This window comes from Microcoleus sp. AT3-D2 (genome assembly GCF_036705715.1).
In the GTDB taxonomy this organism is placed as follows: domain Bacteria; phylum Cyanobacteriota; class Cyanobacteriia; order Cyanobacteriales; family Microcoleaceae; genus Microcoleus.
In genome coordinates this window covers 1-24,828 of sequence record NZ_JAUBVE010000018.1, presented here as the reverse complement: position 1 = coordinate 24,828, position 24,828 = coordinate 1, and the positions used below count along the sequence as shown (strand labels likewise).

Below are 24,828 nucleotides of genomic sequence, written 5' to 3'. Positions count from 1 at the left end.
AGTTGATATCATTTCTATTCATGCCATATAAAAGTTAGCCAATCGCCATTTTATTCAAGTAAAAAAAATGCAAGCTGAAGAACTGCTCAAACGATTTGCAATCGTCAAAAGATACACTGAAGGCGACAGAGATTTCACAGGAATCAACCTGAATGAAGCTAATCTCAGCCGCATCAACCTCAGCCAATCAAATTTAAGGGGGGCTAGCTTATTTGTCACCAACCTCAGCGGCGCTAACTTGAGCGACGCTAACTTGAGCGAAGCTAACCTGAATGTGGCTAGACTCAGCAGTACCAACCTCTCGCGGGCAATCTTAAACGGGGCTACTCTCAACGTAGCAAACTTAGTGAGAGCCGATTTAAGTGCAGCTCAATTAATCCGAGCATCCCTGATTAGAAGTGAATTAGTCCGCTGCGAACTCAGCAAAACTAACTTCAGCGGTGCAAACCTGACTGAAGCAGATTTAAGAGAGGTAAAACTGACGGAAGCTAACCTGTGCGGTGCTAATCTTTCCGGTGCAAATCTCAGAGGTGCTTCGGCTGCTTCAGCTAACTTTCAAGAAGCTAACTTACACGGCGCAGATTTGACGAAAGCAGAACTTAGCGGTGTCAATTTGATCAATGCTGATATGAGACAAGCTTCATTGCAACAGGTGAATCTCAGCAGTGCCAATTTGAGCGGAGCTAACCTCAAATGGGCTGACTTGACGGGAGCTAACCTCAACGGCGCCGATCTGAGCAGTGCTAAATTGAGCGGAGCTAACCTTAACGGAGCAGATTTAAGAAATACTAATTTAGCAAGTGCTAGTTTCGTTCACGCTGATTTGACAGAAACAACTTTGATTAATGCAGATTGGGTGGGCGCTGATTTGAGGGGAGCAACTTTAACAGGAGCAAAACTGTATTTGGTTCCTCGATGTGGCATCATCGCAGATGATATTACTTGCCAGTGGGTTGACCTCAGCCCCGCAGGCGATCGCACTCACATTCAACAATTTAATTCGCCGTCAGAATCGAGAAAATTTTTAAATCACACGCCTGGGTTAGTGCAAATTGTGGTTGACGCACTTTTAGACTACTCAGCAAACAGCACTTTAGCAACAGTTTACAGCGAAATAGCTCGGCATTACCGGGCAATGAATTTTCCTCCTAATATTGAAGTCGGCTACCGCCGCACAACTCTAACTTTTAGATTTGAGAGCGATGAGCATTTATTGCCAGCAGCTTTTTTAGCGATTCTTCCTTTTAAGGATGCTGTACAAACTCAGAGAAATATTATGGTTATTGGCAAAAATATCGAAAGTCAAAATTTGGATGAAAAACGAATAGTGCAGTTGCGTAAAGCATTGAGTACAGCTACAAATAAATTAAATGAATTGATAAATTTGGTCTCTAATATATCACGGGTGAGTCAGCCCACAAAGTTTTTTGAGTCACCTACCCAAACTATTTTAATTAGTTCGGGACAGGAGAGTTTGATGGTGAATTCTCACGGGAATTTTGGGAAGGGACGTGCAACTCATCAGGAGAGTAAATTCAGTTTGCCTCTCGGTCAAAAAGTAGTTGATTTTCTGGCAAGTTTTGATTATGTTGAGTGAGAAATGTCAATTTTAAAACCGATTGATTGAGGTAGAAGTCCACAACTCGTTGCTCCGCTTCCTGCGATCGAACTCCGAGCCGCACTGGCCCCACCATTTAACGATGGCGCGGCTCGTGGCGCGGGCATTGCGCTTGGGGCGCAGCGCTCTGATCCAAACGGGGCTTCCGGCTGGAGCTTACCGACAGCGGTATCGAGTCAGCTATTTGATGCCGATTTTGATGTGGCCGGAACCTGTGATTTTGGTGGCGCCGACACGGCTGATTGAGCATTTGAGAGCTGTGGAAATTCCGCGTTTGCAAGAGTGGCTGCAAACTGATAAGTCGATCGAGACTTATTCCGATAATGCCACGGGGCAAGGATTGATGCTAGCAGAGCCCGAGTCTTGGCTGGCGGCTCGCTTGGCGGGGAATTCGGAACTTCACAGGAATATTCCGACAATTATCGACGGTGTGGATGACTTGGAAGTTTGGACGCGCCAGCAATTGACGGCGTGTTTGCAACCTGCTGACTGGAATGATTTAATGCAATCTCAGCCTTTGGAAGCCGATGCAATCCTCCAAGGGCGGGTAATGCTAACGCGGGCTTTCTTTCAGCATCCGGCGAAACCAGAGGAGTGCTATTTGCTGGAAACTGCAGAGCAAAATATTTTGGAGGGGCTGTTTGAAAGGATCGAGCCGAATTCGCTGATTCCGGCTGCTTGGAGCAATTTTTGGCAGCGGTGGGAAGTAAACGGAAAACTGCGGTGGGCGGAAATTCATCGGGAGGCTGGCTCATTTTCTCTGTTCTGCGCGCCGGTGCAGGTGGCTGAGGTTTTGAGCAAAATTTGGGATTATCAGCCTGTCGTGTTGATTGGGGGGGCGGTGGATGTGGAACCGAAGGCTCCGATCTTCCGGCAAATGCTGGGACTGCCAGAATTGACGAGCGTTAAGTTTTCGCCCGATCGACAAAGCGAATTAATTCAACTGTACATTCCCAACTGGCTGCCGCTGCCGAATACGCCGGAATTTCAGGGTGTTTTAATTGAAGAAATTCGGACTTTGCTGTTGATGAGCGCGTCGGTGGCGGGTTTAACGGTGCTGATTGTTGGTGATGTACCGCTCAAGGCTCGGCTGGCGGCAATTTTGGCTTCTGAGTTCGGTTCTCGGGTGCAGGTAGAAAAAACAGATGTGGGCGAGAATGCGATTTTGGTCACTGGGTGGGAGTTTTGGCGGGAACATCAGGGGGAATTGAGCGCGCCTCACTTGCTGGCGATGGCAACTTTGCCGCTACCTTCTTTGGAAAATCCTTTGGTGACGGCGCGTGTGGCTTATTATAAGGAGCAGCGCAGGGATTGGTTTCGGTTGTATTTGCTGCCGGCGGCGCTGAATGAGTTGCAGCGGGCGATCGCGCCTGTGCGAGAACGTCAAGGGGTGGTGGCGATTTTCGACAGCAGGGTGATTCACCGCAGTTATGGACAGCAGGTTTTAGCGGCTTTGAGTCCTTTTGCGAGAATTGATTATTTGGATACGACTTGGCTGACGCAGGCTTGAGATCACCTGTTGGCGTATAATTTGGTTAGGTATCCAGTTGAAATCTAATTTAGTAGACAAAGATTATGGGTGAATCTAAGCGTCGCAAAGAGTCGATCGGCGACGAATACGGTAAAGAAGAACGCATCGTTCCCTGGCTGCCAATCACGAAAACCCAAAGCGAAGATTTTGTCAAGTGGACAAGTCGCGGAAGCTGGATCGGGATTAGCCTTTTGGTGGCTTGGTGGGTGGTAGTGCGATTTGTCGGCCCCGCGGCGGGTTGGTGGGTCGTTAACTGATGCCAGACTCGACAAATGCCTGTATTCTTGGCATTGTGTCGAGTTTAACTCCGAAACAAGCTGCTGAATTTTTAGGAAAATTTTAGTTGCAAATTTGGACTTGGTATGGTATCTTAATTATCTGCGGGCAATTAGCACAGTGGTAGCGCACTTCCTTCACACGGAAGGGGTCACTGGTTCAAATCCAGTATTGCCCATATTTTTAAGTTGTAAAATTTGATTTGGAAAAGGCGATGGCATCTATCCTGAATGTGATTCTGTTTAGAAGTAAGTTAAGCTAGAGTAATAGATGCTCTTCAAATTGGTAATGGATACTTTGAAAAAATGAAGCTCCCAAACTATGAAAGAGTAATTTATGAGGACAGCCCCCTAATTGAGGTTATTGCTCAACTTAGATTTCCAACTATCCTGAAAATTGCCAGCCAACAGCCTGTAGACTTTCAAGATAGTATCAGGTTTGAATACCCAATTTTTGAAACTTCTAGAAATTTGCAGATCCCAGTTGAGCTATCTAATCTTTTAACCCAATTCAGCTCAAATTTTACCAGTGACTTGACTTCAATTGACTTGACTTATCAATTTAAGTCAGAAGACTTGAGTTGCCAGATATCTTTAGACAAAAACTCTATAACGCTTGCTACGACAAAGTATGAAAGATATGAAAATTTTATTGAGAAATTTAAACGCGCTGTAGAACTTTTTGAAAAAATATATAATCCCTCTTTTTATTCACGAACAGGACTAAGATATCGTGATTTAATTATTAGATCAAAACTAAATATCAAAGATAAAGAGTGGCATGAATTAATACCGCAACATATTGCTTCTGAACTGTATACACCAGAAGTAGCAGATTCTATTCAAAACTTTGTTAAAAATTTACAGCTAAAAACTCAATTCGGTCAAGTTAATTTTAATCATGGGCTTGTTAACGTTAGGGATACAGAAAGAGGTATAGATGAAACAGCTTATTTATTAGATACTGATTTTTTTACTGATGATAAAGTAGAAAGGAGTGAAAATGCCTGGAAAATACTCGATAACTACAACCATACAGCCAGAAATCTCTTCCGCTGGGGTATTACGGAAGAGTTGCACAGAGCAATGCGACCTCAACCAATATAATCCTATGCACATAACAACTGGTGGTACTCAAAGCAAAAATATAATTGGACAAAGGTATGAAGTTTTACCCACTCCTGCTCAGACGCAGTATCGGCACACATTAGCATCTGGTACTCCTAGCTTAAAAATCGAAGTTTCCATCGAATCACCTATTAATGGTGAATGGTTTGGTCAATTCAATCAAAGCACCATCACTTGGGTTAAGTGCTTAACGCTACTCAATCTGCTTTTTGCTAACACTCCAGAAGGATTGCAAGAAGCATCTGAAGTGCTTGAACGAATGGTGGAATATTATAGTGAGTGTCCGTCTGATTTAGGACAAACTACCTTACCTAAAGAATTAGGATTACTTACTGGTAGCGTATTACCTAGCGAAGTCATACCACCTTTAATTCTAGATTTTGAGTAGCTAACCATGAGTAAACCTTTGATTTACAGAGCCTCGAATGACAAAGAGGCTCTTAGACAAGGGGAAATTCTGACTGGAGTTATACAGTTTAAACCAGTTCCAAGTGAATCTTCTCCCAACCTCGATCAAACTCAGTTTAAGCCTATTGTTTATCCTTATGCAATTATTGTCACTCAAAACTGTGATTTAGATTGGGACTATAGCGCTCGGCAAAATCGAGATAAACCTAATAAGTTATTAAATTCTATACTTTTTTGTCAAGTAGATACAGCTCAAGAAACTCGCTACAACAAAACAGTTCCGATAAATTCAGAAAATTGGAATTTAGTTAAATCTAATCGTTATCAGCAATACCATTTTTTGGAAAAAATACCTCTAGAACGTGAATCATGTCAGGAAGGCATACCAGAATTAACAGTAGATTTTAAAAAATTTTTTGCGATAGATGCTGATTTCTTATACCATCAAATAAATAATAATTTTGCTAAACGACGTGCTGTGCTTGAAAGTCCATATTTAGAAGACTTTTCACATCGTTATCATGACTTTCATGGGCGTGTAGCACTTCCTGCACAACATGAAAGTGAAAAGGGGGTATAAGCTAAAGCGAAAAATTAAGCAGCGAGAAAATTAGAGAACTTTTTGCTTTTTCGCTAAACAGAATTCTGTATGTAGCTGTACTTTTCCGAATTGCTATAAATTCTAGCTTAACTTTTGTATTACAAATACACTACACTAACATTGTAGCTCGTGCCCCGCAGGAGGTTCGCTCATGGCAAATGCCAATATTTCCCAAAATTTCAACTTAATCCTACCCGCAGGAACCCAAATTGTCACCAAAATCGAAGTCAACAACCCCCCCAGCGACCAATCTTGGAAACCCGGATTAGTAGGCGTCATCGTTCAATCGCCTACGGACAATTCCCACGCATATTTAGTCAAACTCCCAGACGGAACACAAGTTAGTCTGCGGCGGCACGAACTCAGTATCCGCAAGCAGTTTCAGAGCGAAGGATTGCAGTCAGGAGGAGATTTTCTTGCAGAATACAACCTCTATGATTCTGTAATTTACCGCTGCATAGTTGGTTCCAGAGCCTACGGTCTTGATAACGAGCAATCCGATACAGACAGACGCGGGATTTACCTGCCGCCCGCAATCCTTCATTGGTCGCTTTACGGCATTCCAGAACAATTGGAAAACAAGGAAAATCAGGAATGCTATTGGGAACTGCAAAAGTTTCTAGTTTTGGCACTAAAAGCTAATCCAAATGTGCTAGAATGTTTGTACACCCCATTAGTAGAAACTGTTTCTCCTGTAGCACAAGAATTGCTGGAAATTCGGGAAATCTTTCTTTCTCAATTGGTTTATCAAACTTACAATAGCTACGTTTTGTCTCAATTTAAAAAAATGGAGCAAGACCTCCGCAATACCGGGGAAATTCGTTGGAAGCACGCGATGCACTTAATTCGCTTGCTGCTGTCAGGAATTACTGTCCTCAAGGAGGGGTTTGTACCCGTTCGGGTGCAGGATTATCGATCGCAACTTTTATCTATCCGCAACCAAGAAATATCCTGGGATGAGGTGAATCGCTGGCGGTTGAGCTTGCACGGTGAGTTCGATCGCGCTTTTGCTGCAACTTCCTTACCGGAACGTCCTAATTACGAGAAAGCGAATCTGTTTTTGATTGAAGCGCGTAGAGGTGCGATCTGCTAAAAGGGGCGCGTTTACGAGATCATTAATTTGAGACATATATGGTTGGTAAAACTCGCCCCTACAGGTATTTGCGATTGTTTAACCGGAATTGAAATTAGCATTGATAAAATGTTGAAAAAATGACAGAATACATCTCGAATCTCGCCCAAATTATCTCCGTTCAACCTTACCCGCTGCTGTTTGCGACTGTCAGCGGTTCGCACTTATACGGCTTTCCTTCTGCAGATTCTGACTTTGATTTGCGGGGAGTCCATATTTTGCCGTTACCAGAAGTAATTGGACTGATTTCGGGACAAGAAACAATAGAAGTTTCTGAGATTCGGGAGAGAATGCAACTCGATTTAGTAACTCACGACATCAAGAAATTTTTTGAGTTGCTGTTGAAGCGCAACGGCTACGTACTAGAACAACTGTATTCGCCACTGATAGTTTACACTACAAAGGAACACGAGGAATTAAAGACTATTGCCTCTCACTGCATTACCAAGCACCACAGCCACCACTATCTCGGTTTTGCTAAAACTCAATGGAAATTGTTTGAGAAAGAACGCCCGCGTCGGGTTAAGCCGCTGCTGTATGTTTACCGGGTGTTGCTAGCTGGGATTCACTTGATGCAAACGGGAGAAGTGGAGGCGAATTTGGTGAAACTTAACGAGAAATTCCAGTTGTCGTATATTCCTGATTTGATCGATCGCAAGCTGGCTGGCAAGGAAAAATCTGTGCTGGAAGATACAGATATTGAATTTTATCAGCAAGAGCGCGATCGGCTAATTAATATATTAGAAGAGGCAAGTTTTACAAGTCATTTGCCATCAAGTCCTAATGCAAAGGTTGCTCTCAACGATTTTCTGGTAAAGGTGAGGATGTCATCTGTGAAATAAGCTGTTTCACCTTTAATTAGTCATTTGGTGCAGCAAGCAGCCTATATATTAGTCGTTTTGTGCGCCGAGGATCACAGAACCTCTTGTCCAGGACGCATCAGTATCAAAGAAACCGGGTTTTTGATCCTGATCAAAGGCCAGAATGCACTATTTTCGTGTGCATTAAACCCGGTTTTAAGTGATTCACCTTAATAGATTTGTGTTGGCTGGTTCGCTAAGGGCAGGTAGACCAATATTTTGATGATGATCGGTAGCTGGTGAGTTTTTTCCTGGTATGTAAATATTCCAACTTACGCCACCTAAATATGTCTTGATATATGAAACCAAGGCGTGGATAAATACAACTATGCCCAGCATTTCTAATGACTCTTCAATGTTCACTACTATGATGTAGGATAGCCCCCACTCTCCCAGTGTAGAAGCTATGTATCCCCCGATCATTTCCATCCCGATTGCTCCTCCAATATAAATAGCGCAGGCTGCAACAAACAATTTTTTTGTAGAAACAGGGAGGTGCAACACAAACTTACTGTAGGAGAAGAGAAATATCGCTACCAGAAAACCGATTGGCACAATCCAAGTAAAGTAAAAAACTCCTGTGGCATTTAGCAGACCTCGCATCGGGTCAATCAACTTTTCGTGTAAACTCCCAGCTTCATCTAAAGATAGAAATAAAAATATGAATGATAAAATTTTCCAGTGATTCTTGTAGTGATCGCTATCCAAATTTTTCGCATAGGCGATCACACCCAGCAAGAGAGAACTAAACAGTAGTGCCAAACATGAGTATAAGGTTGGAATGTTCTTCTCGGCATCAAGGTTGAAGGCTTTTGTAAAGAAGCCTGCCAACTTGGCATCTGGTAAGAAGTACAGACTCATCTGAGTTAAGACAGAGAGTAAAGCTAGACAGGTCACCACTCGAAGCAAAAATTGGGTTACAGCTCCAGGAGCTAAAGGAATTTGAAATTTCATGTTCTTTTAACCATCATATTAAGCTTTGTTTAAGGAAAGCCTATCAAAAGACAAAAACAATTAGGTCTACCTAAAGATAGAGAAGACTCCGGGAGCATTTCACTTTTGCAGCCAAGCTAGAAATTGGACGCGGGAGCCAGGAGCCAGGAGCCAGAAGGAAAGAGGAAGAAGGAAGGAGGAAGGAGGAAGGAGGCAGAAGAAGTGTTTTTACAAATATGAGATGCTCCCGAATACTCCTCCGGGTGGAAGTTATTTTTTATAACCGTAAGATTATCGTAGGATTAAGGAATTTAGCAGACCTCGATCGCCCTTAATTTTTTTTGAATATATAATAAAATATTTACTGAGAAGTAAATTACAGCAGACAGCAGACTCCATGTATAAAGCATATTCCATGTAGATGTAGATCGCGAGCAACCGGGTTTCGAGCAACAAAATCAGTAATCATGCGAGAAATGTAAAGAAACCACGTGAGAGCGCGGTGTACTTCATAAACCTGGAATACGCCGTATATAGCAATCCTTGCATGAGTCGTAAACTTTTTACCCCACCCCAATCCTCTCCTTATCAAGAGGAAGGAGTAAAAAATTCACAAATGATGCGAGGATTGCTATATTAGTCGTTTTGTGCGCCGCAGATCACAGAACCTCCAGTCCAGGACGCATCAGTAGGAAAAAACCAGGTTTTTTCTCCTGGTTAAATGCCATAATGCAGTATTTTCCTCGTCCATTAAACCCAGTTTTAAGTGATTCACCTTAATAGATTTGTGTTGGCTGCTTCGCGAAGGGCAGGTAAGCCGATATTTTGATGATCTGTAACTTGTGTATTTTTGCCTGGGATGTAAATATTCCAACTTACACCGCCTAAATATGTCTTGATATATGAAATCAATCCGTGGATAAATACAACGATGCCCACCATTTCTAATGACTCTTCAAGGGTTGCTACTATCAGGTAGGGTAGACTCTCCATTCCCGTGGTAGAAAATAGGTATCCCCCGATCATTTCTATTCCGATTGCTCCTCCAATGTAAAGAGCGCAGGCTGCAACAAATAATTTTCTTGTGGCAACAGGAAGGTGGAACACAAACTTATTGTAGGAGGAGAGAAATATCGCTACCAGACAACCAAACGGCACAATCCAAGTAAAGTAAAGAAATCCTGTGGCATTTAGCAGGCTTCGCATCGGATTTATAAACTTTTCGTGCAATTGACCAGCTTCGTCTAACGATAAATATAGAAATATAAATGATAAAATTTTCCAGTGATTCTTGTAGCGATCGCTATCCAAATTTTTCGCATAGGCGATTACACCCAGCAAGAGAGAACTAAACACCAATGCCAAAAATGAGTAGAAGGTTGGAAGGTTCCGCTCGGCATCAACGTTAAATACCTTTGCCAAATACTCTCTCAATGGGTATTCCGGCCCGAAGTACAGACTTATCTGACTTAAAAAAGAGAGTAAAGCTAGACAGGTCACTAATCGAAGCAAAAATTTCGTTACAGCCCCAGGAGCTAAAGGAATTTGGAATTTCATGTTTTTTTAACAGTTTTCTTAAGCTGTGTTTAAGGGAATTTTATCAAAAGAAAAAACTAATTCGGTCTACCCCAAGACAGAGAAGACTCTTCCGGCTGAAAGCCCTCTTTTTGTAACCGTAGGATGATTGTAGGATTAAGGAATTTAGCAGACATCGATCGCCCTTAATTTTATTCTTGCTATATAATAATAAAAATATTTACTGAGAAGTAAATTATATCTCTCCCAAAATGAAGCTGAAACCCTTGCTATGGTTGAGTCGAGTTCTAAATGGACTCCATTTATGCCAGAAAAACTCGGCTTCAGGAAGCCGAGATTCCTCAGTACCGAGGATGTCTGTAATCAAAGACGATCGCATCTCAATCGAGAGTGACAACTATGAGATGAAATAACAGGCCGATCGCGATCAAGTGATTCGACACCATTTGTTAACCTAGACTCCCTCCAGCTATATCAAGATATCTCTTTGTCAAAGTCATTTAGCTTTCAATCATTTGCTTATTTCCAAAGTTTTTGCGGCTTTACTTATTTATCGTACCTGCGTGGCGTGTAAACCCAAACATCTCCATATTTGCGGGGAATAATCCGAGTCTGACTCGAACCGACAATCACTAAAGTTCTCATGTCTGCGTCTTGCGGCTGGAATTCGCCGAGGGTGCAAACGCGCACAGATTGACCGGGCCGGCCGAGGTTTCGCCCTAGTATGACGGGGGTTTTAGCATCGCGACTTTGCAACAAAATCTCGATCGCCCTGGAGAGTTGCCAAATCCGCTGTTTCGAGATGGGATTGTAAAATGCCATAACTAAATCGGCAGCAGCAGCAGCCGCAATCCGCTGTTCTATGACCTCCCAAGGCTTGAGAATATCCGAAAGCGAAATCACGCAAAAATCGTGTCCGAGGGGTGCTCCGATCGCAGCAGCGGCTGCCTGCATGGCTGAAATGCCCGGTGCTACCCGAATATCGATGCCTTGCCATTCGGGTTTGGCATCAAGGTCGATCGCCTCAAACACCGCCGCCGCCATCGCAAAAATACCCGGATCTCCCGACGAAACGACGGCTACAGATTTGCCGGATGCTGCTAAATCTAGGGCAAAACGCGCGCGATCGATCTCTTCGCGGTTGTCGGAATCGTGCCGCTTTTGCCCTTCCCGCAGGGTTCCAGCTAAGTCGAGATAAAATTTGTAACCCACCCAATCCGTGGCTTCGCGCAGAATTTCCTTAACCTCCGGGGACATCCAGGGCGCGCCTCCGGGGCCGGTACCGACGATCGCCAGTTTGCCGCGGCTAATTCCGATCGCCCTAGCATCAAAGGGTTGGGTGGCCAGGGCGATCGCGCAATTCAATGCGTTTGGGCGATCGGACTCGATTAAGTGACTGTTTGCACCGGCTGCTGTCAGGGCAATTTGTGCGACCTTATTTTCGATGAATTCAATTGAGTCTAATTCGACAAGTTCGGAGAGATTGAAAAAACGGACTGGGACTTTAAAATATTGTGAAACTGCTTCAAGTGCCGGATTTCCCATCTCATCTTTTAATGCAAAAAATCCCGCAACGGAAGCTGGCGCTAAACCTACATTTTCCAACACTTGCTGGACACATGAAACCGCTATTTCCGGCTCAATATTCGATAGCTTTGTGAGTGCAACTGCCACAATTTGCGGATGGTAAACTAAACAATCGGGCGTTGGCACAATTGCTTTTTCGGTGACGCGGATCGTCAATTTTGCGTCGGGGGCGATCCTCTTCGAGGGCTTCGCTAACGGCAAATTGCTCTCGGAAAGCCAGCTTGCAGCCCCTTCTAGGCGTACTTTTGCCCCGGCGAGCAAATTTGAAATAAAAGTCTTCGCGTCCTCTGGATTCGCCAAATAATAGCCTTGGGGAGGATTCAGCAGCGCGGTGCGAAAGCGGATATCTCCGGTGGTGGTAATTGCAGGTTGTACGCCCAGGGCTGCTGCAATCTCTCTGGCCAAATCATTAACGCCGTGCAAACCGCCCAGCAGCGGTACGACGGCGCTTCCGTCTTCTGCGACGGCTAAAACTGGCGGTTCGGCGCGTTTGTCTGACAGCAGCGGGGCGAGGGTGCGGATGATAATTCCGGCGGCGCAGATGGCGATGATTGGGGTTTCTGTTGCAAATAATTCCCGCAATGTTTCGCCGAAGTTGCTAAAGTTGATGTCTGTGTTGGAAGTGCGATCGATTAAACCGTAAATCTGGGAACCGGGGAAATGTGCGGAGATTTTTTTGGCGATCGGCAGGCTGTTTTGACCTAATATAACTATTGCGGGAGGAATTCGATTCACGTTTGTAACTATGGCTGTGTTTGGATTGGTTTGATTATTTTAATCGGTTCTTACTTCAATAAGAGATAGTTGATGAACCGCGCAGGCGCGAAGGAAGAGAAAGGAGAAGTTTATCTTTTTTATTCTCGGTCACGGGGACAGGCATCTTGTCTGTGAATCTCTGCGATTAGTTTATCATTAAAATAAGCAAATATTCCGAGGTTTGGCTGTGAAACGCATTGTCTTAATTGCAGGGTTTGAATCTTTTAATGCTGAGTTGTACCGGAAAGCTGCCGAGTTGGCTGTTTCTGGGTGTCAGGGATTGGAAGTACGGGTTTTTAGCGATCGCGCCCTCGCAGATGAACCCGATACTGTAGCAGCCGCCCTCTCGAATGCTGATGTGTTTTTCGGGAGTTTGCTGTTTGATTACGATGCGGTAATGTGGCTGCGGGAAAGGGTGCAACATATCGCGATTCGCCTGGTTTTTGAGTCGGCTTTGGAATTGATGAGTCTTACTCAAATCGGTGCTTTTAAAATTGGCGACAAGCCGAAGGGAATGCCGAAACCTGTTAAGTTTATTCTGGATAAGTTCAGCAATGGGCGAGAAGAAGATAAGCTGGCTGGTTATATCAGCTTTTTGAAGGTTGGGCCGAAGTTATTAAAATATGTGCCGGTGCAAAAAGTGCAAGATTTGCGTAACTGGCTGATTATTTATGGTTACTGGAATGCGGGCGGTGCGGATAATGTTGTCTCGATGTTTTGGATTATTGCAGAAAAGTATTTGGGGCTGAAGGTTGCAGAAATTCCGCCGCCCGTGGAAACTCCCAATATGGGTTTATTGCATCCTGATTATAATGGTTATTTTGAATCGCCTCGGCAATATTTGGATTGGTATCTCGGTAATCAAAGTGCTAGGGGCGGACAAGATGCCCCTTCCACAAAATTTGACACCAATTGGTTCCAAAATTCATATCAAGTAAAATCCCCTGTTGTAGGCATCTTGCTTTACCGGAAGCACGTTATCACCAAACAACCTTATATTCCTCAATTGATTCGCTATTTTGAAGATGCGGGAATTGTGCCTTTGCCGATTTTTATCAATGGCGTTGAAGGCCATGTGGCGGTGCGGGATTGGATGACGACTGCTGATGAAACTGCGCGGCGAAAACAAGGAAATATTGAAACTCTTTCGCTTTCTAAAGATGCTGTGGAAGTAGATGCGATTGTTTCTACTATTGGCTTTCCTTTGGTGGGCGGGCCTGCTGGTTCGATGGAAGGTGGGCGTCAGGTGGAAGTTGCTAAGCGCATTTTAACTGCTAAAAATGTACCTTATTTTGTGTCCGCACCTCTGCTGATTCAGGATATCCATTCTTGGACTCGTCAGGGGATTGGGGGTTTGCAAAGTGTGGTATTGTATGCTTTGCCTGAGTTGGATGGCGCGATCGATCCTGTTCCCCTGGGCGGTTTGGTGGGTGAGGATATTTATCTGGTGCCCGATCGCGCGAAACGCCTGACAAGTAGAATTAACAATTTGGTAAAATTGCGCCAAACTCCGCCATCTGAACGGAAAATTGCGATTATTCTCTACGGGTTTCCTCCGGGTTATGGTGCGGCGGGTACGGCTGCTTTATTAAATGTACCGAAATCGCTGCTAAATTTCCTGCACAAACTTCAAGCAGCAGGTTATACGGTTGGAGAAATTCCGGCTGACGGGGAGGAGTTAATTCGCAGGGTGAAAGAGGCGGATAATGCAACCGCAGATGCAGGCGGATTAACGCAGATGAACGCAGATACGGAGGGAGTTTACGGCAATACTGTTAATGTTAAAACTCTGGAGAAATGGCTTGGCTACTTGTCAACAAGTCGTATCGAAAAACAGTGGAAATCTTTAACTGGTACGGGCATTAAGACAGACGGCGACGAGTTCCAAATCGGCGGCATTCAACTGGGGAATGTTTGGATAGGTTTGCAGCCGCCGCTGGGAATTTCCGGCGATCCGATGCGCTTAATGTTCGATCGCGATTTGACGCCTCACCCTCAATACGCTGCTTTTTACAAGTGGCTGCAAAATGATTTGCAGGCTGATGCTGTGGTTCACTTCGGAATGCACGGCACTGTTGAATGGTTGCCGGGATCTCCTCTGGGAAATACTGGCTATTCTTGGTCGGATATTTTGTTAGGAAGTTTACCGAATCTTTATATCTATGCTGCCAACAATCCCTCCGAATCGATGTTGGCAAAACGGCGCGGTTACGGTGTTTTGATTTCTCACAACGTGCCGCCATACGGTCGCGCTGGCTTGTACAAGGAATTGATGGCTTTGCGGGATCTGATTGCGGAATATCGGGAAGATACGGCCAAAAATTATTTGCTGAAAGAGGCTATTTGCAAGAAAGTTTTAGATAGCGGTTTGGAGACTGATTGTCCGTTTGAGGATGCTCAAAAATTGGGGATTGCTTTTTGTTTTGAGAATGTGGGAATGTTCAGTGCTGATGCTTTTAATCGCTATTTGGTGAAGCTTTACGAGTATTTGCAGGTGGTGGAATGTCGCTTGTTTTCTTCTGGTTTGCACGTTCTCGGGGAACCGCCTAATTCTGAGGAAATGACCTCTTATCTTGAGGCTTATTTTGGGGATAGGTTGTCACAGGAACAGGTAAAAGCAATTGTTTCGCAAGCAAGCACAGGCAAGATGCCTGTGCTACAAACAAGCACAGGCAAGATGCCTGTGCCACAAGAGGGGTTGGATGGGGTTTTTGAGGAGGGTTTGTTGGTGCGGGATTTGTTGTTGCAAACGACGGATGAGTTGACTAATCTTTTGCGAGGTTTGAATGGGGAATATATTCTCCCTGCACCGGGTGGGGATTTGTTGCGGGATGGCGCTGGGGTGTTGCCAACTGGCAGGAATATTCACGCTTTAGACCCTTATCGGATGCCTTCTCCTGCTGCTTATGAAAGAGGACGCGAAATTGCTCGAAAAATTATTGATAAGCACCTTGAGGAACATGGGAATTATCCTGAGACTGTGGCGGTGATGTTGTGGGGTTTGGATGCGATTAAAACGCGGGGCGAATCTATTGGAATTCTGCTAGAATTGGTGGGGGCTGAACCTCTAAAAGAAGGTACTGGCCGCATTGTTCGCTATGAATTAAAACCGTTAGCTGATGTCGGTCATCCCCGGATTGATGTGTTGGGAAATCTTTCGGGTATTTTCCGTGATAGCTTTGTGAATATTATTGAATTATTGGATGATTTGTTCGTGCGGGCGGCGGATGCTGATGAACCGGAATCGGAGAATTTTATTCGCAAACACGCTTTAATTTTGCAGGCAAAAGGTGTGCAAAATTATTCGGCAAGGTTGTTTTCTAATCCGGCTGGGGATTTTGGTTCTTTGGTTAACGATAGGGTTGTTGATGGTAGTTGGGAATCGGGGGATGAGTTGGGGAAAACTTGGGAAAGTCGCAATGTTTTTAGTTACGGGAGGAAGGATAAGGGGGAAGCGAGGCCGGAGGTTTTGACTCAGTTGTTGCAAGGGTGCGATCGCATAATTCAAGAAATTGATTCTGTTGAATACGGTTTGACTGATATTCAAGAGTATTATGCGAATACTGGCGGTTTGAAGAAAGCCGCAGAAAAGCAGCGTGGCAAAAAGGTTAACACGAGTTTTGTAGAAAGTTTTTCTCAGGATACCACTCCGCGCAATTTAGAAGATTTGCTGCGCTTGGAATATCGAACTAAGTTGCTAAATCCTAAGTGGGCTAACGCGATGGTCAATCAAGGTTCGGGCGGCGCTTATGAAATTTCGCAGCGGATGACGGCGTTAATTGGTTGGGGCGGAACGGCTGATTTTACTGATGGTTGGGTTTACGATCAGGCGGCTGATACTTATGCTTTAGATGAAGAGATGGCGCAGAAGTTGCGGCAGGCCAATCCTGAAGCTTTTCGCAATATTGTCGGCAGAATGTTGGAGGCTAACGGGCGGGGTTTTTGGCTGCCGGATGCGGATAAGTTGCAGCAGTTGCGCGAGTTGTACGAGTTGACTGATGAGAAAATTGAAGGGGTAACAGTGTAGTTTTTTTAATATAAATATTTAGGGGCGGGCTAGAAGCCCAACCCCTACTCCCCACAATAGTTTCAAAATTTTTCAGGTGCAAGTTAGAGGCGCGACTATTAAATACCTCGATCGCGCTGCGGTTTTGTTACAGGAACGGACGGTTTATTGTTTGGAGAATTAAGAGCCCGATCGACCATATCTCCAAAGGGAACAAACTGCGGTGCAGACGATGGACCTCTGCTGGTTCTCAACGTTGTAACTGGCCCGCTGCCGTCTTGGGCAAAATTAATCAATCTCGTTAAAGCTTCACCGGGATTTTTAGCATTGCGCTTGTCTAGGGTGAACAGCAGATTTTGAGAGTTGCAGCGCCCCCGTCCGTTCACGTAACAAACTACTGGCAAGTTATTAAGAGTTCCTGTTGTTAACTGCAAATTGCTCAATCTTCCGCCATTCTGGGCAACAGCTTTGGTCAATCTATTGGAAACAATTTGACAGCGCTGCCAAGGTGTATATTCGCGGCCGAACTCGGTAGATTTCCAAACAATCATTGGATCTGTCGTGACATTTCCCCGCCGCGCAATTGTGACAAAATCCCGACCGGAAGTAACGCACTGAAATGTTGTTCTAGTGCTATTCCAAGGGTTGCTGGGAGCTGCTTGCACTTGGCTGGCAAAGGCGACAGTACCGGCGAAAACTAAAGCAGATGCTAATAAGGGTGCAGCCAATTTCATAATACCTCCTGCCGCTAAGGCAGTCAAATTTATGTAGGATGTCATAGTTGTAGGGACAGGGCAGTGTCGTGTCCCTACCTATTCAGATTCTGCTGGTTGACTGTCGCACCCGGATATTTTTCAAATATTAAATTAGGTTAGTTGCACCTCATATCTGTAGGTACATGGCACTGCCGTGTCCTTCTTTCCAAACTTGGGAACGCGGCTTTAGGGAGACGGCAGTCCCGTGTCCTTGTTTCAAAACTTCCAGGCCACTGCGGCACAAGTTTCCTAGATAGTCTTTTTAGCTACATTCTGCAAAGCCAGGAGAGTCAACAATGGTAAGTAAAACTACAAGGACAGCTCCGAAATAGGCTGGCAAATAACTTTTTATGAAACCTCGAATCATTGTTTGCGGGTTGGGTCACACGGGACACAAGATTTTTTGTTTGTTGAGACAGCAAGGAGCGATTGTGGTTGGTATTAGCGATCGCCCAATTCGCGGCGAAACTTCTGATGTGGTTGTCGGTAATTTGCAAGCAGCTTCTACCTTGTTGGCAGCAGGCATTCAAAATGCTCACACTTTAGTAATTGCAGCAGACGATGATGCTGTGAATTTGGCAATTTTGATGCAGGCGCGGATTCTCAATCCTCAGATTCGCATTATCAACAGATTGTTCAATACTAGCTTGGGCGACAGAATTGACCACACTTTGCCCGATCACGCTTCCATGAGCGTTTCATCATTGGCGGCTCCGGTTTTTGCTTTTGCGGCTCTCGGAAGTCAGGCGATCGGACAGTTGCGTTTGTTCGATCGCACTTGGCCGATTCACGAAGAATATATCGATGAAACACATCCTTGGAAAAATCGAAAACTCAGCGATTTGTGGGACGATCGATCGCGAATGTTGATTTATTATCTGCCGGCTGCTAACAAAACTGATTTAGTATCGGCGGTGCTTGCCGATCGGCAGTGTCAGCAGGGCGATCGGCTAATTGTTGCCACTCAACCGACTATCCACAGTCCCCAAACAACTTTAATCCCAAAACTGCTCAAAACATTAACTAGGCTGCACAGATTTCAGCAGCACAGCCAAGCAGCAGTAATTGTTGTACTGACGCTGCTGTCAATGATTGCCGTTGCTACTGCTACCTATATTTGTGTTGACAAGCATATCTCAATTGTCGATTCTCTTTATTTTTCAGTAGGGATGATTACCGGAGCCGGAGGCTATGAAAAAGTGGCCGAACAAGCTCCTGAAAGCATTAAACTATTTACAGTTATCATGATGTTAGTTGGAGCCGGCATCATCGGCATCTGCTACGCACTGCTCAACGATTATGTATTGGGAACTCGCTTTACCGAATATTGGGATGTGGCGCGAGTTCCGCAGCGCAATCATTACATTATTTGCGGGCTCGGAGGAATGGGTATCCAAATTGCTAAAGAACTGCACACTAACGGTTACGATATTGTGGCGATCGAGCAAGATCCGAACAGCCGATTTCTGAACACGGCCCGCTCAATGAAAATTCCGCTCATTCAGGGAAGTGCCAGTTTGCCCGCAACTCTGGAAGCTGCTAATGTTAAGCAAGCGGCAGCACTTTTGGCGGTAACTAGCAGCGATATGTCTAATGTCGAAATTGCCTTAAGCGCTAAAGGATTGGCGCCCAAACTATCGGTTATTGTTCGCAATCAAGACCCACATTTTGCTTTGATGGTGCAGCAAGTTTTTGAGTTTGAAGGAGTTTTGAACCCGACGGAATTGGCGGCTCCTGCTTTCGCGGCGGCGGCAATTGGAGGCCGAATTTTGGGTAACGGAATGACTGCTGACAGTCTCTGGGTTTGCTTGGCCACATTGATTACGCCAAACCATCCTTTCTGCGGTCAGCGCATTCAAGATGCTGCTAAGTATGCTGATTTTGTGCCTTTGTATGTGGAAACTAATAGTCAAACTCTCCACGGCTGGGATTTACTAAATTGTTGTCTGAGTACGGGGGATGTTTTGTATTTGACGATGCCGGCGAATCGGCTGGAGCAACTGTGGAGAACCACCTCGGAATTAATTAAAACTTAATGGTTTTACGCGAGAATTTATATTGCCGATCGCTCAATTGCAACTACAAACCTGATAAAATTGGGCCAGTAGAGTAAATTGGACTTACGGCTAATCCTCAGAAACCTTGTTTCTTCCCAGATTTCTCCCGGGTTTAGCGCAAGTCCTAGTATAAATAACCAACAGAGTCTCAATTAGTTGCGATATAGAATGAGAAAATTTTTAGCATTATGTGTGTTTGGTCTGATAATGGCGATCGCCTCTGTAGCTGTCGCCGCTCAACCTTTGTTCGTCTCTTATCCTCCCGCTAACCACAAAACTATAGCCGATCGCATCTTTTTAATCGGTACAGCGCCCGCACCGGGACAAGTATTAGTAAATGGCAACCAAATTGCGCGCACCGCATCCGGGCATTTCGCCCCGACTTTTCCGCTGCAACTCGGCGAAAATGTCTTTACCTTGCGTTACGAAAATCAGGAAGTCAAAATTAAGGTGACGCGCGAGTCGAATCAGCCGGTAGCCGCTGTAGGATTGGCTTTTGCTAAAGATTCTCTGACTCCGAAAGTCGATGTGGCGAGTTTGCCGGGGGAATATATTTGCTTTGGGGCGATCGCACCTGCGAATGCTCAAGTTTCGGTAAAATTGGCGGGCGTTACTATTCCTTTAAAAGCGCGATCGCAAGTCGAACTACCCGACAACGCATCTGTACTTTTAGACGCAAATTCCCCCATCAAAAAAGGTGGCAGCCAACAGTATCAAGGCTGCGGTAAAACCCCTGAGAACGCCCTCTCATCTAAGGGAGAAACAGTTGATTTAGGCGTGCCATCGTTTGAACTAACAATGAACGATCAAACTATCAGCCAACAAGGTACTGGCAAAATTTCTATTCTCTCTCCGGCGGATTTAGAAGTAGCAGAAGTAACAGCAGAACCGGGCGTTGCCAGAACCGGAGCGAGTACAGATTTTTCTCGGATGACACCGCTGCCGAAGGGAACGCGAGCAACAATTATCGGGCGCGAGGGAGAATGGATTCGACTCGATTACGGTGCTTGGATTAAAGCAGCGGAAGTGCGAATTGTCAAGGATACAGTGCCTCCGCGATCGATTATTCGCAGCGCCAGCTCGCGTCAAGTTTCCGGCTGGACAGAGGTGTTATTTCCCTTAGAAACACCCGTCCCAGTCACGGTGCAGGAAGGAGAACGCACTTTCACTTTAACCCTGTACAATACTACCGCTCAAACTGACATTATTCGCCTCTCTGATGACCCAGTAATTTTGCGTTTGGAATGGCAACAAATCGCGCCACTGCAAGTACAATATACTTTTAATCTCAAATCTGCCCAGCAGTGGGGCTATAAATTGAGATACGAGGGCACCACTTTAGTGCTGTCTTTAAAAAACCCGCCTGCGAATACAAGCATGACGCCTGTGTCGCAAGCAAAACCGCTGTCAGGAATTAAGATTCTCATCGATGCGGGACACGGCGGGCCGGAGGATGGAGGTGCTGTGAGTCCAGTGGGAATTAGGGAAAAAACAGTAGCTTTAACGGTGTCGAAATTGGTGCAACAGGAATTGGTAAATCGGGGCGCGAATGTGCTAATGACGCGGGTAGAAGATGTCGATTTGGATTTGCCGCCAAGGGTGGAAATGATTCAAAAAGAAGAACCTGCGATCGCAATTTCAATTCACTACAATGCTTTGCCGGATAACGGGGATGCCATTAAGACTAAAGGCGTCGGCGCTTTCTGGTTTCACCCGCAATCGCACAGTTTGGCAATGTTTTTGCACAATTATTTAGTTGCCAAGTTGAACCGTCCGAGCTATGGTGTATTCTGGAACAACTTAGCCATGACTCGTCCTGCCGTTGCTCCATCTGTTTTAATGGAATTGGGATTTCTGATTAATCCCGAAGAGTTTGAATGGATTGTGAATCCGACAGAACAAAAGAAATTAGCTGAGGCGATCGCCCAAGGTGTTACCGAATGGTTTGCCTCGGTCAAATAATAGTTAGTAGTAAGAACTGAAGTCATTCTCAAAAAATTATAATCGGGACTTCAGTTTAGCCCATACCAGGAAATGAAATAATGCTAATTTTTACTCAATCAAAAGCCTTTTTTATTGCAGCCGTCGTTGCAAGTTTTAGCTTCTCACTTTACAGCTTTCCTGTTTTCGGCAAGCAGCAAAGTCTTGCTCCCGCAAAAGCAGAAGCTTTAAAAAAGCAAACTCATTGCTCGTTTATTACAGGTGAAGGTGGCGCTGTTAACATTCGCAAAGGCCCAGGCAATAAGTACCCGGTTGTAGCTAAACTCAAAAGAGGAGACGGAGTTAGGGCTGTCAGCAGACAAGGTAATTGGGTGAAAATTGCGGCCAGATTTTCGGGAAATCCTCCTAATGAAACTTTTACAATCCTTGACGGTTGGGTGAGCAATCAATTTATTAATGGCTGTTCCGAAGACCAATTTGACAGGTGGCGGCAATAGGGGATTGGGTTTGTAGTGAGGACTTCATTCCTGAGTTTAGATGAAGACTAAAGTCCAATGGCACTGAAAAAGTGAGCAAAAAAAATCTGTAAGGCAATATCTACATAGATAATTGCCTTACAAACCAAAATATCTCCCTCTAGTATGCCAAATCGTGCGTCCATTCTCAAGCAACAATTTTTACAGAGTGTCGCCTTACCCTGGAGAGAACTGCTACCAGACTCTCAAGTCCTTGAGCTGTTGGCCAACGAGAACGTGAGGTATTACAGCAGTGTCTACACACCGATAGTGACCTTATGGGCGATGGTATCGCAGGTACTAGATCCAGACAAAAGTCTCAGTCAAGCAGTGAAGCGGATGAGTACCTGGCTGAGTGTAGCCGGAGTCAAGCCTCCTTCCTCAGACACAGGGGCTTACAGTAAAGCTCGTCAACGACTACCCGAAAGACTCGTCCAACAGTTAGTACCTATAGTCGCAGAAGCTCTAGAAAAGCAAGTTCCAACAGAAAAACAATGGTGTGGATTGCGGGTGCGGGTACTAGATGGGACAACGGTGTTAATGAGTGATACTGCCGCCAATCAAGCCGAGTATCCGCAACACAGCAATCAAAAAACTGGGTGTGGATTTCCGATCGCGAAAATGGTAGTGCTGTTTTCACTGCTGACAGGAGCAGTGGTATCGGCTGGTATTGCTTCGTTGGCGACGAGTGAGATTGTGATGAGCCGTTTGCTTTATGCAAATTTACTCCCCAACGATGTAATCTTAGGCGGATCGAGCTTATGGTAATTATGTCGATTTAGTTTTGGTAAAACAGCAGGGAGCGAACGCTGTTTTTCGGAAAAATCATCTCCGTAAGACGGACTTTCGACGGGGAAAGAAGTTGGGAATTGGCGACCATCAAGTTGTCTGGGATAAGCCTCAACAGTGTCCGAAACACATGACTAATGAGGAATTTGAGGCATTGCCCTCTCATTTCATCGTTCGGGAAGTCTGCTTGCGTATTCAACGCCGTGGCTTTCGAGACGAACGTATTATTGTAGTCACAACATTGATGGATGCCAAACAATACAATGTTCAACAATTAACTCGGCTATATGGACTTCGCTGGTTAGCCGCTGAAGTCAATTTACGCTATCTCAAAACAACATTAAAAATGGAGATGTTAACAGCTAAAACTCCGGCAATGGTAAGAAAAGATATCTGGACACACTTATTGGCTTACACTTTATTGCGTACCATAATGTGGCAAGCGGTATCTTCGTCAGAAGATACCGCTTTTCAACTCTCATTCCAATCGACTCGGCAGCAGTTTAATCAGTTCTTGACGCTGTTGGCAACTACAGGAAAACGCCAACAGCGACAATGGCATCAATTGCTGTTGGAACAGGTGGCAACTAATTTACTCACGATGCGACCCGATCGTTCCTAACCTAGAGTTTTGAAATGCAGACCGAAGCCGTATCCTCGAATGCAGGAACCTCGCTCTATCTTAAAAAGTAAACAGGCTAGGTGATTGAGACTTTTTCAGTGCCATTGGACTAAAGTCCTCACTAGCAACCAAATCGGGACATTTTTAAAAGTAGTACAAAAAAGACGATCGCCCTGATTCATTGTTGCATTCTCAACCAGCTAAACACCTGTTCGGCGGTGATATTCAGGGGAATCATTTCGGGCACGGGAAGGACATCGCTACCTTCGCAGAATTGCGGTTGTTGGTTGGGCAAAAATGCTAAGATCGATCGATCGTCTGGATCGATTAGCCACCCCAACTGACAATTATGTTGGAGACAGTGAATAATTTTTCTAGTGACGCGATTTGAGCTTTGTTGTGGCGACAGGATTTCGATCGTCCAATATGGCGCAATTCGCACATCATCCACTGGTTCGCCGCTCTCATCAAATTGAATCTGTTCCCACAATAGTACCGCAATATCTGGAACAATCGAGCGACCGCCAAACGTACACCGCAACTCTGGAAAAGCGTAAGCTATCTTGGGTTCCTCTACCACTTCATTAATGACACGCAGGAATTGCCCCTGGAGACGAGAATGTTTAGTTTTCGGCATAGGTTTTTGGAGAATTTCCCCCTCAATGTATTCGCTAGCAGGTTTAGTTTCTGGCAGTTTCAAAAATTCTTCCAGGGTGAAGCGCCTAGTTGCGACTGTCATAAATAAATTCCTCAATTCTACCTATCTTCAGTGTAATTCAAAAATTATTTATTTTGCATAATAATGGTGTTACATAGCCTAATTTTGCGGAACAATTTGTTGTTTAAATTCAAACAAATTAGGATTTGTAGGGTCATAAAAAGCCCGCAACCAATACACGTTTGGAGAACCAAAAGTTTCAACTCTCGTAAAATTTTTCATTCTCGGTAGTTGAGTCTCATCAGTAAAATAGGGTAAAGGTTTATCGATGCGGAAATAGTGAGTATCGCCGTGGACGAATACGACTTGCCCTGGGAAATTGCCTGTTTCTGTTTCCAGAGTTGCGATAAAATCGTTGTAGCCGCTTCTTCTTTTGTCCGTCGGATCGACGAATTCAAACCCCGGATTTGCCTGTGCAACTAACACAATTCCTTTGCTGTTGCTGCGTTTGGCTAAAGCAAAACATTCTTTAATCCAGGCTAAGTTAGCCCAATTGCGATCGGCATATTCTGCATCGCCTTCGGGAGTGCGGCCAAAATTGTTGTTGCTTCCCGGCATATTAATCGCGAAAAACACAACTCCATGATAAATCCAGCGCACATTTTCGCGGAATTTAGCAAACTGCGGATTTTCGCTTTGACGGGTGAGAGTTAAGGTGCGCTTTCCCAAACTTTGATTACCGTTGCTAAATATTTCCCGCAGTTTAGCGAGTCTTTCTACTGGATCGTAACTGCCATTTTTTGAACGGTGGCAATCCGTCCATTCATTATCGCCATAAGCTAGAATAAACGGCATCTCAAAATTGTCAAATAACTGCTTACGGCTGAGAAAAGTTGCATCATCGCAGACACTAGAACCGTTTTTAATGTCGCCGTCGTGGACGACAAACGCTGCGGGCGATCGATTGATATCTGCAATCAAACTCGGAAATTTTGCTTCCTGTTCTGCACTGTAGGGCAAATCGCCAATCAAGGCAAATTCAAAGGGAGCATCCCGGTTTTGCAAAAGCCTCAAATAGCCAAGAGGTCGTTGAGGTAAGCACAACGAAGTTTTAGCATTT

General features: G+C 44.8%; 18 protein-coding genes, 1 tRNA gene and 1 pseudogene. 14 read left to right on the top strand and 6 right to left on the bottom strand.

Annotated features, from left to right (window positions below; all coding sequences use genetic code 11):
* Positions 1-67 precede the first annotated feature (67 nt).
* The 9 genes from QUB44_RS10750 (at position 68) to QUB44_RS10710 (ending at position 7,535) form a co-directional block, all read left to right on the top strand.
* Complete coding sequence (locus QUB44_RS10750) at positions 68-1,597, top strand: pentapeptide repeat-containing protein (RefSeq protein ID WP_333366541.1); 1,530 nt, start codon at positions 68-70, stop codon at positions 1,595-1,597.
* Positions 1,598-1,619: 22 nt separating this feature from the next.
* Positions 1,620-3,128 (top strand): helicase C-terminal domain-containing protein, encoded by a 1,509-nt coding sequence (locus QUB44_RS10745; protein ID WP_333366538.1) that lies wholly within the window; start codon positions 1,620-1,622, stop codon positions 3,126-3,128.
* 65 nt (positions 3,129-3,193) lie between these two features.
* Positions 3,194-3,406, top strand: coding sequence for a DUF2839 domain-containing protein (locus QUB44_RS10740; protein ID WP_333366535.1), 213 nt, complete (start codon positions 3,194-3,196; stop codon positions 3,404-3,406).
* A 125-nt stretch (positions 3,407-3,531) separates the two neighbouring features.
* Positions 3,532-3,603: transfer RNA gene (locus QUB44_RS10735), tRNA-Val, on the top strand.
* Positions 3,604-3,730: 127 nt separating this feature from the next.
* Complete coding sequence (locus tag QUB44_RS10730; RefSeq protein ID WP_333366531.1) at positions 3,731-4,531, top strand: TIGR04255 family protein; 801 nt, start codon at positions 3,731-3,733, stop codon at positions 4,529-4,531.
* Positions 4,532-4,535: 4 nt separating this feature from the next.
* On the top strand, positions 4,536-4,940 hold the full coding sequence (locus QUB44_RS10725) for a hypothetical protein (protein WP_333366528.1): 405 nt from the start codon (positions 4,536-4,538) through the stop codon (positions 4,938-4,940).
* Positions 4,941-4,946: 6 nt separating this feature from the next.
* Positions 4,947-5,540, top strand: coding sequence for a hypothetical protein (locus QUB44_RS10720; RefSeq protein WP_333366525.1), 594 nt, complete (start codon positions 4,947-4,949; stop codon positions 5,538-5,540).
* A gap of 172 nt (positions 5,541-5,712) precedes the next feature.
* Positions 5,713-6,654 carry a DNA polymerase beta superfamily protein gene (locus QUB44_RS10715; protein WP_333366522.1) on the top strand — a complete coding sequence of 314 codons (942 nt, stop codon included), beginning with the start codon at positions 5,713-5,715 and terminating at the stop codon, positions 6,652-6,654.
* 119 nt (positions 6,655-6,773) lie between these two features.
* Positions 6,774-7,535 carry a nucleotidyltransferase domain-containing protein gene (locus tag QUB44_RS10710; protein WP_333366519.1) on the top strand — a complete coding sequence of 254 codons (762 nt, stop codon included), beginning with the start codon at positions 6,774-6,776 and terminating at the stop codon, positions 7,533-7,535.
* A 183-nt stretch (positions 7,536-7,718) separates the two neighbouring features.
* Here QUB44_RS10710 and QUB44_RS10705 read toward each other — a convergent pair whose 3' ends face one another.
* The 3 genes from QUB44_RS10705 to cobJ form a co-directional block, all read right to left on the bottom strand.
* Positions 7,719-8,507 carry a hypothetical protein gene (locus QUB44_RS10705; RefSeq protein ID WP_333366516.1) on the bottom strand — a complete coding sequence of 263 codons (789 nt, stop codon included), beginning with the start codon at positions 8,505-8,507 and terminating at the stop codon, positions 7,719-7,721.
* 750 nt (positions 8,508-9,257) lie between these two features.
* The gene (locus tag QUB44_RS10700; protein ID WP_333366513.1) at positions 9,258-10,043 is read right to left on the bottom strand and encodes a hypothetical protein; all 786 of its coding nucleotides are present in this window, start codon (positions 10,041-10,043) and stop codon (positions 9,258-9,260) included.
* 525 nt (positions 10,044-10,568) lie between these two features.
* Entirely contained in the window at positions 10,569-12,344 is a 1,776-nt protein-coding gene (cobJ, locus tag QUB44_RS10695) for a precorrin-3B C(17)-methyltransferase (protein WP_333366510.1), read from the bottom strand.
* Between the two features lie 208 nt (positions 12,345-12,552).
* Here cobJ and bchH point away from each other — a divergent pair, with 208 nt between their 5' ends.
* On the top strand, positions 12,553-16,392 hold the full coding sequence (bchH, locus tag QUB44_RS10690; protein ID WP_333366508.1) for a magnesium chelatase subunit H: 3,840 nt from the start codon (positions 12,553-12,555) through the stop codon (positions 16,390-16,392).
* A 98-nt stretch (positions 16,393-16,490) separates the two neighbouring features.
* Here bchH and QUB44_RS10685 read toward each other — a convergent pair whose 3' ends face one another.
* Positions 16,491-17,150 carry a COP23 domain-containing protein gene (locus QUB44_RS10685; RefSeq protein ID WP_333366504.1) on the bottom strand — a complete coding sequence of 220 codons (660 nt, stop codon included), beginning with the start codon at positions 17,148-17,150 and terminating at the stop codon, positions 16,491-16,493.
* Positions 17,151-17,476: 326 nt separating this feature from the next.
* Between QUB44_RS10685 and QUB44_RS10680 the strand changes: the two genes are divergently transcribed.
* The 4 genes and pseudogenes from QUB44_RS10680 to QUB44_RS10665 all read left to right on the top strand — a co-directional run bounded on the left by QUB44_RS10680 (position 17,477) and on the right by QUB44_RS10665 (position 23,134).
* Entirely contained in the window at positions 17,477-19,162 is a 1,686-nt protein-coding gene (locus QUB44_RS10680; protein ID WP_333366502.1) for an NAD(P)-binding protein, read from the top strand.
* Between the two features lie 189 nt (positions 19,163-19,351).
* Entirely contained in the window at positions 19,352-21,145 is a 1,794-nt protein-coding gene (locus tag QUB44_RS10675) for an N-acetylmuramoyl-L-alanine amidase (RefSeq protein ID WP_333366498.1), read from the top strand.
* 80 nt (positions 21,146-21,225) lie between these two features.
* Entirely contained in the window at positions 21,226-21,621 is a 396-nt protein-coding gene (locus QUB44_RS10670) for an SH3 domain-containing protein (protein WP_333300690.1), read from the top strand.
* 144 nt (positions 21,622-21,765) lie between these two features.
* Positions 21,766-23,134 (top strand): annotated as a pseudogene (locus QUB44_RS10665) (IS4 family transposase).
* Between the two features lie 94 nt (positions 23,135-23,228).
* Here the strand turns inward: QUB44_RS10665 and QUB44_RS10660 are convergent.
* Positions 23,229-23,789 carry a Uma2 family endonuclease gene (locus QUB44_RS10660; protein WP_333366495.1) on the bottom strand — a complete coding sequence of 187 codons (561 nt, stop codon included), beginning with the start codon at positions 23,787-23,789 and terminating at the stop codon, positions 23,229-23,231.
* A gap of 78 nt (positions 23,790-23,867) precedes the next feature.
* Entirely contained in the window at positions 23,868-24,812 is a 945-nt protein-coding gene (locus QUB44_RS10655; protein ID WP_333366681.1) for a hypothetical protein, read from the bottom strand.
* Positions 24,813-24,828 lie beyond the last annotated feature (16 nt).